We start from the raw sequence: 11,939 nt of genomic DNA, 5'->3' as shown, positions 1-11,939 counted from the left end.
CAGACGCGGCCCGCCTTTTATGAATGATCTATTCGATGGCCTTGCTCAGTGTTTCGTAGTTCGCCTGAGCGGCTTCGCCATTTTCGTTCGAGATCGCTTTCCATGTTTCCCGCGCGGCATCGACAAATGCCTGCCTGTCCTCTTCCGGGAACGGGTCGAGAAGCGTTCCACCATCCTTTTCGAACTGTTCAAGCGCCTTGGTGTCATTGACGCCGCTCAGGTAGGATTCGAACGACTCCTCCTCAACCTCTGCGGCCGTATCCATGACGACTTGTTGCACTTCCGGCGACAGTTCGTCGAACGCGGATTGCGACACGATCAGGTTGAGAGGATGCAGCACGTAGGGGAAGAGATAGCTGGCGTAGGGTGCAACCTCTTGCAGCGATACCGTCACTGCAAGACCGATGGGATAGACGGCACAGTCGACAACCCCGGTCTGCATGGCGACATATAGGTCATTCTGTCCGATAATCTGCGCTGAGACGCCCAGCTTTTCGAAAACGTCTACGTGGAACTGCTCCCAAACGCGAAGCTTCTTGCTGCGCAGTTCTTCCAGCGTGTTCACCGGCTCCTTGCACATGATGTGCGTATCGCGGACAGCGTGCCCTACGAACCCTAGCAGCTTGATTCCGGCTTCGTCGTAGGTTCCTTCGTAGATGCTCCGCAGATCGGGAAGGATCGTCTTCAGCTTTTCCGGCGAGGATACGACGCCAGCCGGCAATGTGTATGCATATTGCGGCTTGTCGCGCGTCAGGTAGCCCGGGTAGAGGCCCGCCGCCTGGATAATGTTGCCGCGCGGCAGAATGCGCAGCATGTCGGCATCCTTTACGCCTAGGCTGCCACTGTTGAACAACTGGATGTCGAGCGCGTCTCCGGCGCTTTCCGATACGTTATCGGCGAATTTCTGATAGGCCTTCGCCTCGGGCCGGGCCGGAACCCAGACCATGTGCATCTTCCACGTGGTGTCAGCGGCCTTCGCCGGGGCGGGGACAAGAAGTCCCGCACCAGCCACCGCTACCGCTGCGATGGCGGCCTTTAGCGTTATCTTTCTTAGCATTACGTTATCTCCTCCGTTGGTGTTTAAGCTCGTTTCGCCTCATTGACAGGCTCTACGTCGAAAGCCCGTAGAGCTCTCTCGCCTTCTCTGCGCTGACCTTGCCGTTTGCCACATCCGTCCTGACCTGGTCTCGGCAGCGTTCGGAAGGGGGTCCGAAGCCGCCACCGCCGGCAGTCTGGATCAGCACCCGATCGCCCGGGAAAAGACGCGTCACCAGTTTGGATTGGACAATCTCTTCGGTGCCGTCCGCGCGGGTGATGACGGTGCGGGCGGTCATGCCCTCTTCCCCGCCGAATGCACCCGAGGGCGCGCAGAAGTGGCGTTCCCCCCGATGGGTAAAGACAACCTCACCCTCGAGGATCACATATTCGCGGTCGATGCCCAGACCGCCACGCTGACGTCCCGCTCCGCCTGAATCGCACCTCAGGGCGGTTTTGGTGAGCCGGATCGGCGCATCACGTTCGAAGGCTTCGACCGGCATGTTCATGCAGTTGGTGGCATCGGTTTCCACCACGTCGACCCCATCGGATGCGGGTCCGGCGCCGCTGCCTCCGGCGAGCAGTTCGCCGACGACGTAGCGTTTGCCGTCGGTTCCTGTTCCGCCGAACATCAGAGCCAGCATCTCGCCCGCCGCATCGGCGCCCACGACGTCGGGTAGGATCTCGCGCATTGACCCAAGAATGGCTCCTGTGGCGCGCTTGATCGTCGCGGTACGGGAATTGACCGGAGCCGGTTCTACCGGGTTAAGGATGCTCCCCTCGGGAAGAACCAGATCGACCGCGCGGAAGCAGCCGCCATTGGTCGGGATGTCCTTGCCGGTGATCGTACGCAATGCAAAGTAGGCCGCCGCCTGGCTGCCCGAGGGAACGACGTTGAACGGCCCTCGCACCTGTTTGTTGGTTCCGGTGAAGTCGCATTTAAAGCGTCCGTCTTCCAGGGTGACGGTAACCTCGATGCGAATCCGCTTGTCCAGTTCGATGCCGTCATTGTCGTTGAAATCGACGTAGGAATAGGTGCCTTGCGGCAGCTTCAACAGCGCGTCTCTCGTCATTTTCTCGGAACGATCCAGAAGCTCGGCGAACAGGGCCAGCATCATGTTGGCTCCATGCCCGCCGGCCAACGTCCCCACGCGGCGGGCGCCCACCGTACAGGCGGAGACCTGTGCGTTGATGTCTCCCATAAAGGTATCTGGGATTCGACTGTTCAGCCGAAGGATCTTGATCACCGTCTCGTCGAAGTCCTCGGCGCCGTCGCGGAATTTGAGCGGCGGCAGACGCAGGCCCTCTTGATAGATCTCGGTTGCGTTCGTGGGGATCGACCCGGGGGACATTCCACCAACGTCCTGATGGTGGGTCATCGTCGCCGCGAATGCGATCGGCTGCCCGTCTGAGAAGATCGGCATCACCAGCGCGATATCTGGCAAGTGCGTGCCGCCGAGGTAGGGGTCATTCATCAGGTAGATGTCGCCCTCGCGCATTTCGGAGGGCGGAAATTCGGACGCGATCCGCTTGACCACCGGGATCATCGTCGCAAGGTGAATGGGAATGGCGATTGCTTGCGCCAGAGATTCACCTTCGAGCGTGAAGAGACTGGCCGAGGCGTCCAGCCCCTCTCGCACGATTGGCGAGAACGACGAGCGCAGCAACGTGGACTGCATCTCGTTGGCGATACCCTCCAACTTGTTGCGGACCACCTCCAGCGTGATCGGATCGATGTCTCGTTGCGAGCTCATTCCGTGTCTCCCCCTTCAAAAACCATAAGCAGATTACCATCCTTGAGCGCCCGGACGTTCCATCCCGGCGGTACGACGGTCGTGGTGTCGGATTGCTCAAGAATGGCGGGGCCGTCGATTCTCGTGTCGGGCGCGATGAGTTCGCGATCGTGTATCGCAGCCTTCAGACGCCCCTCGTGCCCCTGAACGATGATATCCCGGGTACCTTTCTGAGAGGGCGCGCCAACTCGGTCGGCCGAGATGTCATCGAGCACCCGTTCACCCCCGGCACGGTGGATCGCGCGAAGGTTGACGATTTGCGCCGGGCTTTTGGCCGCGTGACCGAAAATCCTGTTATGCGCTTCACGGAACCCGTCATAGAGCTTGCCGGCAACGTCACCGTCGAGAGTGAGCGGAATCTCGAGATAATGCGACTGCCCGACATAGCAGACGTCGGCGAAATAGCGGATCTCGACATCTTCGGCGCGCACATTCTCGTTTTTCATCAACTCGCTGCAACGTTCATCGAGCTCCTTCAGGGTCGCGCGCGTGTCTGGCAGCGACAATTCCGCGATGGGCTGCGCGAATGCGGCCGAGGTTTCGTGCTCGATCGGCGCGGATAGAAGGCCGGTTGCAGACAGGACGCCGGGATGGCGCGCTACAACTATCCGGCTGATGCCAAGTTCCGTCGCAAGTGCGGCGGCGTGAATGCCACCTGCTCCGCCCAGCGGCAGCAGCGCGAATTCGCGCGGATCGTAACCCTGCCGGATAGAGACCAGCCGAATGCCTTCCGTCATCTGGGTGTTCACCACTTGATGGATGCCAAGCGCGGCCTGTTCGACCGTGAGCCCCAGGGGCTTGGCTACCTTCTCCTCGATCACCTTGAAAGACAGATCCGGATTCAGCCGCAGGGTTCCACCTGCGAAGTAATCCGGATCGAGATATCCGAGCACGATCGATGCATCAGTGACAGTAGCCTCCTCGCCTCCGCGACCATAGCAGGCCGGCCCTGGCTCGGAGCCTGCCGAGTGAGGCCCGACCCGCAGCCCTCCAGCCGAGTCGATCCACGCGATCGAACCGCCTCCGGAGCCGATGGCGTTCACATCGACCATTGGCACCCGGATATCATATCCCGCTACCTGCCCCTCCGGCCGGATCAGCGGTTCACCTGCTCGTATCAGGGCGATATCCGAGCTTGTGCCGCCGATATCCACGCTGATGATATCCGACATATCGGCAGACTCGCCGACCATCTGCGCGCCGATCACGCCGGCGGCGGGCCCGGACAGGAACAACCGCACCGGCCGCTGGCGGGCTACCTTGCTGGACGCGATACCGCCCCGGGACTGCATGATCTGCAAGGGAGCGGGCACGCCGATTTCGGCGAGGCCGGCCTCCAGATTGTTTAGATAGCGGTCGATGACCGGTTTGATATAGGCGTCGAACGCGGTGACCACGGTGCGCTCGTACTCGCGGAACGCCGGATCGACTTCGCAGGAAAGGGACAAGGCCAGATCGGGATACTCTTCGCGAATGATCTCGGCGGTGCGCTGTTCGTGGTCAGGGTTGACGAATGAGAAGAGATAACAGATCGCGATGGTCTCGACACCGTCGGCCACCAGCTTTGCGGCGGCGTCGCGCACGCTCTGGTCGTCGAGCGGTTCGATGACCGAGCCGTCCTCTGCTACGCGCTCGGCGATCTCACGGCGCAGTGCGCCGGGGGCGAGATATCCGGGCTCTTCCGGCTCGAGGATCGCAGCATAGAGCGTATGTCGGATCTGGCGACCGATCTCGAGGATATCCTTGAAGCCAGCTGTGGTAAGTAGACCCGTTTTCGGGCCCTTTCGTTCCAGTACCGCGTTGGTGGCGACCGTGGTGCCATGCACGAAACGGCTCACGTCCGCTGCTGCGACGCCCCACTCCTCGCTCAATTTTTGCGCAGCCTCAAGCACGGCCTTGCTGGGATCATCGCGCGTTGTCGGCACTTTCATCACGCGCAGCGCCTCGCCCGGCGCACGGCAGACTACGTCCGTGAACGTGCCCCCGATATCCACTCCAATTTCAACCATGGTTCCTCACTGATTTTCCTATTGTTCAAACGAGTCGCGCAACTGGTAGTAGCGCGCCATCATCTGCATGCCTGTCCGCCGCAATGCGTGGAAAGGAACCGATCCGAAACCGGCATCCTCCATCGGACCCATATCCGTTCTGTCGCCTGCGATGCGTTCAGCCAGGCGACGGCCCATGATGCTGCTCAGCGCAACACCCCGTCCGCCATAGCCAAGCGCATAGTGGACGTCTTCATCCAACCTCCCGATATGCGGGAATGAATCGAGCGTCACGGCGACCTTTCCGGACCATCTTTCGTGAATTTCGATCCCCGCAAGATGCGGGAAGGTCTCTGCAAGCTGTTGCTCGAGCGGTCGGTAAGCCGCCTCATCCTTGCGACGTCCGGTGATATCGCCGCGGCCTCCGAACAAGAGTTGGCCGGTCGGCAGCATCCGGAAGTAACGAACAAGACGCCGCGCATCGGTAACTGGCAGGCCGATAGGCAGCGTCATCTTTCTTTCCGTATCATTCAGCGGTCGGGTCGTGATGACGGAAGAACTGACCGGAATGATCCGGCGATGCAGGGTGCTCCCTTCGACAAGCGGCGTGGTATAGGCATTGCTTGCCAGGACGACATGCCGCGCGCGCACGGCGCCTTCCGGTGTCTGCGCCAGCCATCGCCCATCGTCGCGGACCAGTGTCTTGACGGGCGAATCCACAAAGATCCGTACGCCGCGGCTCGCAAGCGCCGCCGCCAGACCGTGGGTGTAATCCTTCGGGTGCAGGCACGCGGCGCGCGGATCCAGATAGGCGCCGCGATACACGGGACTTCCGAGCGCATCGGCGGTTTCTTCCGCATCGAGCACCCTCACGGCTGTGTCCCCCGCCACGTCCCTTAGCCAGGCCTGGTCTTCCTTTAGCCCGCGCAGCGCCTTAATGGTGTGGGCCGGGGTCAGATGACCGTCCCTTTGAAACCCGCAATCTATGTCGAATTCGGCCACCGTCTCGGCAATGCTGTCCACGGCTTCGATCGCCTTCCCAAAGAGGTCGAGAGCCGTCTTTTCGCCGAAATCGCGCGCCAGGTCCGAATAATTCATCTTGAACCGCGGAACGGCAAATCCACCCGTGCGTCCGCTGGCGCCCCACCCGATGTCACGTGCTTCCATAACTATGCAGTCAACATCGCGTTTCAGCAGATCGCGCGCAGTGGAAAGCCCAGTGAACCCACCACCTACGATGAGGACGGTCGTCTCGACATCCTGCCCGAGGGTCGGGAAAGGATCGCGGCGTTTGGCGGTTTTGCGCCAGAACGAACGAGGATCCTTATCGATTTGTGATAGCTTGTTCATCAACTTTGTCGTATCAGCGATTTGCACCGTATTCAAATCTTAGAGGAAAAAAATGCACTATCAATCAAATTATGATAATAGATTTGACGATGCCATCAACGCATGCTGTCGTATGTGATCAGTGGAGCCGGCACATGACGCAAGAAAATCAACCTGATGAACAACTGGGGAGCAGTTTGCGGCAGTATCGGACGCAGAAAGCGCTCAGCCTTCAGGAGGTTGCGAGTCTGACCGGGCTTTCCGTCAGCATGATCAGCAAGATCGAGCGTGGGCTTTCTTCGCCATCGGTGAAGTCGCTCTATGCCCTTAGTCGCGGCCTCGATCTTCCGCTGGGATCGCTTTTTCACGGCCAGAACGGCGATCCGCAGGAGCTTCCTAAGACAAGCTCCATAGACGAGGAGGCGACCCTTGTCGTGCGCAAGGACATGCGTCGTTCGCTGGACTTCGGTGAAAAACGGCTCGTGAAGGAGCTGCTGACGCCGCAACCTATCGGTAATCTCGAGCTCTTGATGATTGTGCTGGAGCCCGGCGGCTCGACAGGCGATGACGTATTTTCGCATGACGGTGAAGAGGGCGGGCTCGTCCTGGAGGGGGCGCTGGATCTCTGGGTCGATGACTGCCGCACGAGGCTGTACCCCGGCGACAGCTTTACCTTTCGCAGCCGAAGAAGGCACCGGTTCGCCAATGCCGCGAATGAAACCACTCGGGTCGTGTGGATAAACACGCCGCCGATCTACTGACTGAGATCCACCGTTCGAGGAAAGACGCCGCATCATTTGTCCGTCCGGGTCTCGCTCAGGAACGAGGCCAGGGCCGGGTTCGCACTGTTCTTTTTCCATATTACGGAAATGACCACTGGGCGTCCGATGTCCTCGATCGGCACGAAATGCAGGCCCGGGCGGGGGGCGTTGAGGATGCACTCGGGGTAGATCGTGACGCCGGCCCCCGCCAGCACGAAGCCTAGGATGCCGTCACGGGTCCGGGAGGTTTGCGAAATCCGCGGCACGAACCCCTGTTGAACGCAGAGTTCGACAAGCAAATCCGTATAGTGGAACCAGTTCTCATCTCCGGTCACAAAATTCTCGCCGTTCAGTTCAGCCAGCGCGATTGCCTTTCTTCCGGCAAGCCTGTGGTCCGCCGGCAATACACCCACCAGCCGTTCGCGAGAAAGTTCGCGCTTCTCGAGATCCGCGATGTTCGGCGCGCCGCTGATGAAGCCAACATCGATCTGTCCCTTGGTCAGAAGTTCGACCTGGTCCTGGGTCATGTGCCACTGTGCGTCGACCCGGACGCGCGGATTCTTTTCGGTGAACCGGCGAAGAATGCCCGGCAACTGCCCGACGACCGCGAAATCCATATAGCCGACCCTGAGTTCGCCGGAGCGGCCATCCGCTACATCGCGCGTCGACGCCACCGCCGCGTCCAGTTCGCTCAGGATGCGCACGCTGCGCGCATAGAGTTCGCGGCCGGCGCTGGTCGGATTGACGGATCGCGTCGTCCTGTCGAACAGTTGCCGGCCAACGATCTCCTCGAGTTGCTTGATCGTCCGGCTGAGAGCCGGTTGCGAGGAATTCAGAAGCGTGGCGCTCTTGGTCACGCTGCGTTCCTCGACGACCGTCTTCAAAACCACCAGATGACGGATCGTGGGTCGCAGCGACATGTTCTGGCAATCTCCGCCTTTGGCCTGGATTGAGGTCCAAGCGTCAGGGACGATGCCGCCAAAAGTCATCGTCATCAAGTCGCTGGCGAATATTCTGTCTTGGTGTCGGCCGCCAAAGCCATCGACTCCGTCATTTCCTCGTTCGACATCAATGTGATCGTCTTGGAGTATTTCGCCAATCCATATGAATCGGTCAGATGCAGGTTGGCCGCCAGATGTGCGTTATCGGGCATTTCGTAGATGTAAACCATGTCATACTCGCCGAAGGTGGCGTACTGGGCGATCGGCACGCCGCCGAAATCGGCGATGGCCTTGCGATGGATGGCCGCACGTTCGCGCATCGCTTCGGATTTGAGCATGGCTGCCTTCTGATCGTTTTCATATTTCACAAGGTAGAGAACTTTGACACTCATGACGGGGATCCTTCTTCCGGTTTCATGCCAGACCGAGACGCCGGTCTGCTTCTTTCAGTCGTTCGGGACGGTCGGTCGGATCGCCGTAACCCGCGCCGCCGCCGGTCCGCACCACCAGAAGGTCGTCCTTCTTCAGGCTGCGGCTCGCCCTTGACGTCAGCGCGATTTCCTTGCCGTCGCTCTCGACATGGATAGAGCATGTCGCGCCGGGTTCACCGCCGGCCAATCCGCGAGGCTGGATGTTGAAGCGGTCCGTATAGGTCGAGAACAGGACGCCGTCCTCGAGCATCCGGTAGCTACGCTCGAACCCGTGCCCGCCACGCAGGCGCCCTTTGCCGCCCGATCCGGGGCGGAGTGAATAGTTCTCGATCCGCATGAAGGGATAATCCATCTCGAGCGCCTCGATCGGGATATTGGCGCAGTTCGAGAGCGGGCAGTCGACGCCATCCGCGCCGTCATTCTGCGCCCCCGCGCCGTAACCGCCGCCGAGAATCTCCAGGTAGATGTTGTATCCTGACGCACCTTGGTGCGACAGGCAGATCGGTGTCGTCGTGTCGAAGCCCTCGGCGATGACCTGATCGGGGCAGACCTCCGACAAGGCGATCATGATGCTGTTGAACACCCGGTGACTCGCCAGCAGCCGGGCGCGCACCGCCGCCGGCGGCCGCGGGTTCAGGACTGAACCCAGCGGCGAACTGACCTTGACGGCGCGGGCGATGCCGTCATTGAAGGGCACGTCATCGCTGGTCAGAACGGACTTTACACAGGCGATCGCGGCGGCGATCGTCGATGCGTAGGGACAGTTCAGATTGTTTTTCAGCTGTTCGTCAGTCCCATCGAAGGTGATCTCCATCTGATCGCCAGAAATCCGGATCTGCGTGCGGATCGTCGTGGTCGGCATATCCGCGGTCGCGCCTTCGATTTCGGCTTCGGCCGTGTATGCGCCATCCCGCAGATCGACGATCGCGTTGCGCATCCGGCGCTCCGAATAATCGAGCGCACCGGCCATCGCTGCGAAGAGCTTGTCGACGCCATACTGTTCCGCGAGGGCGGTCAGACGTTTCGCGCCAATCAGGTTCGCGGCGAACTGTGCATTGAGATCGCCGATGGTGGACTCCGGAAGACGGACATTGGCCGCGATCATCCTTTCGAACGGTCCGCCGTTCCAATCTCGCTTGAAGCTGTATTTGGTCGGCGGAAAGATCAGCCCTTCCTGGAAGACGTCGCGCGCCTCCGCGTTAAGGCCAGGTGCTCCGCCGCCGACATCAATGTGATGCACGACCGATGCGCTGAACCCGATGAGCTGCCCCTCGTGGAAGATCGGCGTGAACAGGAAGATATCCTGCACATGCTGCCCGCCGTTGAAGGGGTCGTTGTTGATCAGGAAATCATCCGGCGTCAGCGTGTCGGCCGGAAACCGGGAAAGGCAGGTTTCGAGCGTGTGCGAGATCGAGCCGAGCTGGATCGCCGTCAGTTCGGCTTGCGCCACGACGCGCCCCTGCGGATCCGTCAGCGCCGCAGAGCAATCCTGCGCCTCGCGCACGATGGGCGAATGCGCGCTGCGGATCAGCTTGGCGCCCATCTCATGGCTCGCCGCGATGAGCGCACGGTTGAGAATGGCATGGTCCACATCTGAAAGCGTCATTGATCCCCCCCTTCAAGCACGACATGTTGCGAAGCATCGCGCCGCGCAGTCCAGTTGCTCGGCACCAGGATCGTGGTGGTGCCATCCTCGATGAGCAGCGGACCACTCTCGGCCTCGGCTCCCAGGTGATCGGAACGCACGACCCTGCATTTGAGTGTCTGCCCCTTCTCCCGTAGCTCGATCTCCTGCTCGGGCGGACCGGGATCGTCGCCCCTGTCGATCATCGGACGGACGACTTGCGCAGGGATGCGCGCACCGACGCGGAAGGACACGATTTCGGCCAGCGCATCCGCCGGTTTGGAGAATTCGAAAATCCGGTGATGCTCGGCCGCAAAGGCCCGCCCGATCGCTTCGACGGTGAGCGCATCGTCAATATCGTTGAGCGCCACGGGTATTTCGAAGGCTTGGCCGACATAGCGCATTTCCAGGAACACCTCGAAGTTCGGGGCGCCGGATACCCCCTCGTTGACCAGATGATCGCGCGCCTTTTCCTTCAGTCCGTCGATGACGCCGCGGATCGTGGCGAGGTTCTCCACGGCAAGCCGGTAACGCTGTGTGGCGACCGTGTAGTGCACGTAATCCGAGCTCAGCAAACCCGCGGCCGACACCACGCCCGCATTCATCGGCACCAGCACATTGCGGATGTTGAGTTCCTCTGCGACGCGCGCGGCGTGAACGGCGGCGGCCCCTCCGAATGCGACGAGCGTAAAGCGACGCGGATCATTGCCGCGTTCGGTCGATATTTTCTGGATCGCGCGGACAATATTCGATTCTGCAACTCGTATGACCGCGTCCGCCATATCTTCGTTCGACAGCGACAAGGCGTCGGAAAGAGGCGCGAACGACGCGAGCGCCGCTTCTTCGTCCACATCGATCCCCTGATCCCTCAAGGAGCCGGCGCGCAGGCTGCCGCGAACCAGATTGGCGTCTGTGACCGTCGGTTCTGTCCCGCCGCGGCCATAGCTGGCGGGACCCGGAACCGCGCCGGCGGACCGTGGCCCGACCCGAAGCATCGCGCCATCGTCGATCCAGGCGATGGAACCGCCGCCGGCGCCAACCGTGACGATGTCGACAACGGGCGTCCTGATCGGCAGTCCGTCGATCTCCAGTTCGGCCGTCAGTTCGGGCCGGCTATTCTGGATCATGGCGACATCCGTGCTGGTGCCGCCCATGTCCAGCGTGATCAAGTCTCGGAGACCCATAGATTCAGCCGCCTTCACCGCTCCGACGACCCCGGCTGCGGGGCCGGACAGAAGCGCGGTAATCGGCTGATCGCCGACAGCTGCGGCCGGCATGCGACCGCCATTCGACTGCATGACGCTCAGCGCCCCGTCAAAACCATCTTCTGCGAGGCTTGCGGCAAAACGGTTGAGATATCCCTTGATCACAGGTTGCACGAATCCCGCGAGAGCCGTCGTCGACGCGCGCTCGTATTCCCTGAACTCCCGCGAAACCTCGTGCGAGCAGATCACCGCGAAGGATGGATCAATGGTCCGGACAATATCCTTGATCAAGATCTCATGAGCAACGTTCACGTAGCTGTTCAGCAGACAGATCACGATGACGTCGTAATCGCTGGAACGGACGATCTTCTCAATCAAGTCCCGGTCATTCTGCTCGTCGACTGGCTCGACGATCTCGCCGTCTGCGGCGATGCGTCCGCTGACCTCGAATATGTTGTCGCGCGCGACAATCGGTTCGGGCTTGCGGTATTGCAGCTTGTAGATCGACTTGCGGTCATGACGTTGCAGCGACAGGACGTCGCGCGTGCCTTTCGTGACCAGCATCGCGATCCGTGCGCCCTTGCGCTCCAGTACCGCGTTGGTCGCGACGGTGGAGCCATGCACCAGTTCGCTGACGGAAGCGGGGGCGATCCCGAGCTTGGACAGCGCGTTGATCGCTCCGACATCCGGAGAGGCAGGCGTGCTGGGCACCTTCGCCACGCGCATGCGCCCGTTGGTGATGGCGACGATATCGGTAAACGTGCCTCCGACTTCGATTCCGACACGGGTGTTCTTTTCCGTCATGTGTTGGATATCCTAGATGATGATTCAG

General features: G+C 60.9%; 9 protein-coding genes. 1 reads left to right on the top strand and 8 read right to left on the bottom strand.

The genetic code is table 11. The features are described from left to right. Window positions 1–28: 28 nt before the first annotated feature. From dctP to D6850_RS17105, 4 genes are read right to left on the bottom strand one after another with little or no spacing between them, the layout of a single operon-like run. Window positions 29–1,057, bottom strand: coding sequence for a TRAP transporter substrate-binding protein DctP (dctP, locus tag D6850_RS17120; protein ID WP_121168831.1), 1,029 nt, complete (start codon window positions 1,055–1,057; stop codon window positions 29–31). Between the two features lie 52 nt (window positions 1,058–1,109). Beyond that, window positions 1,110–2,789, bottom strand: coding sequence for a hydantoinase B/oxoprolinase family protein (locus tag D6850_RS17115; protein ID WP_121168830.1), 1,680 nt, complete (start codon window positions 2,787–2,789; stop codon window positions 1,110–1,112). Beyond that, window positions 2,786–4,837: a hydantoinase/oxoprolinase family protein gene (locus tag D6850_RS17110; RefSeq protein WP_121168829.1), complete on the bottom strand. Its 2,052-nt coding sequence runs from the start codon at window positions 4,835–4,837 to the stop codon at window positions 2,786–2,788. Before D6850_RS17110 ends, D6850_RS17115 begins: the two co-directional genes overlap by 4 nt. Before the next feature lie 18 nt (window positions 4,838–4,855). Beyond that, a complete protein-coding gene (locus tag D6850_RS17105) occupies window positions 4,856–6,166 on the bottom strand; it encodes an NAD(P)/FAD-dependent oxidoreductase (RefSeq protein ID WP_121168828.1) in 1,311 nt (436 codons plus the stop codon). Window positions 6,167–6,300: 134 nt separating this feature from the next. Here D6850_RS17105 and D6850_RS17100 point away from each other — a divergent pair, with 134 nt between their 5' ends. Then, complete coding sequence (locus D6850_RS17100; RefSeq protein WP_166434109.1) at window positions 6,301–6,906, top strand: cupin domain-containing protein; 606 nt, start codon at window positions 6,301–6,303, stop codon at window positions 6,904–6,906. Between the two features lie 32 nt (window positions 6,907–6,938). Here the strand turns inward: D6850_RS17100 and D6850_RS17095 are convergent, their stop codons facing one another. The 4 genes from D6850_RS17095 to D6850_RS17080 are packed head-to-tail and all read right to left on the bottom strand — an operon-like array spanning window position 6,939 to window position 11,911. Further along, the gene (locus tag D6850_RS17095) at window positions 6,939–7,901 is read right to left on the bottom strand and encodes a LysR family transcriptional regulator (protein WP_121168826.1); all 963 of its coding nucleotides are present in this window, start codon (window positions 7,899–7,901) and stop codon (window positions 6,939–6,941) included. After that, window positions 7,901–8,239 (bottom strand): GYD domain-containing protein, encoded by a 339-nt coding sequence (locus D6850_RS17090; RefSeq protein WP_121168825.1) that lies wholly within the window; start codon window positions 8,237–8,239, stop codon window positions 7,901–7,903. Before D6850_RS17090 ends, D6850_RS17095 begins: the two co-directional genes overlap by 1 nt. Window positions 8,240–8,261: 22 nt before the next feature. Beyond that, window positions 8,262–9,884, bottom strand: coding sequence for a hydantoinase B/oxoprolinase family protein (locus D6850_RS17085; RefSeq protein WP_121168824.1), 1,623 nt, complete (start codon window positions 9,882–9,884; stop codon window positions 8,262–8,264). Next, window positions 9,881–11,911 (bottom strand): hydantoinase/oxoprolinase family protein, encoded by a 2,031-nt coding sequence (locus tag D6850_RS17080; RefSeq protein WP_121168823.1) that lies wholly within the window; start codon window positions 11,909–11,911, stop codon window positions 9,881–9,883. Before D6850_RS17080 ends, D6850_RS17085 begins: the two co-directional genes overlap by 4 nt. Window positions 11,912–11,939 lie beyond the last annotated feature (28 nt).

It is taken from the genome of Roseovarius spongiae, assembly GCF_003651245.1.
Classification (GTDB): Bacteria; Pseudomonadota; Alphaproteobacteria; order Rhodobacterales; family Rhodobacteraceae; genus Roseovarius; species Roseovarius spongiae.
The sequence above is the reverse complement of the archived record's forward strand: the minus strand, read 5'-3'. Positions and strand labels throughout refer to the sequence as shown.

Coding starts and splice junctions, on each gene's coding strand:
- dctP (WP_121168831.1), bottom strand. CDS start 1,057: ATGCTAAGAAAGATAACGCTAAAGGCCGCCATCGCAGCGGTAGCGGTG.
- D6850_RS17115 (WP_121168830.1), bottom strand. CDS start 2,789: ATGAGCTCGCAACGAGACATCGATCCGATCACGCTGGAGGTGGTCCGC.
- D6850_RS17110 (WP_121168829.1), bottom strand. CDS start 4,837: ATGGTTGAAATTGGAGTGGATATCGGGGGCACGTTCACGGACGTAGTC.
- D6850_RS17105 (WP_121168828.1), bottom strand. CDS start 6,166: ATGAACAAGCTATCACAAATCGATAAGGATCCTCGTTCGTTCTGGCGC.
- D6850_RS17100 (WP_166434109.1), top strand. CDS start 6,301: ATGACGCAAGAAAATCAACCTGATGAACAACTGGGGAGCAGTTTGCGG.
- D6850_RS17095 (WP_121168826.1), bottom strand. CDS start 7,901: ATGACGATGACTTTTGGCGGCATCGTCCCTGACGCTTGGACCTCAATC.
- D6850_RS17090 (WP_121168825.1), bottom strand. CDS start 8,239: ATGAGTGTCAAAGTTCTCTACCTTGTGAAATATGAAAACGATCAGAAG.
- D6850_RS17085 (WP_121168824.1), bottom strand. CDS start 9,884: ATGACGCTTTCAGATGTGGACCATGCCATTCTCAACCGTGCGCTCATC.
- D6850_RS17080 (WP_121168823.1), bottom strand. CDS start 11,911: ATGACGGAAAAGAACACCCGTGTCGGAATCGAAGTCGGAGGCACGTTT.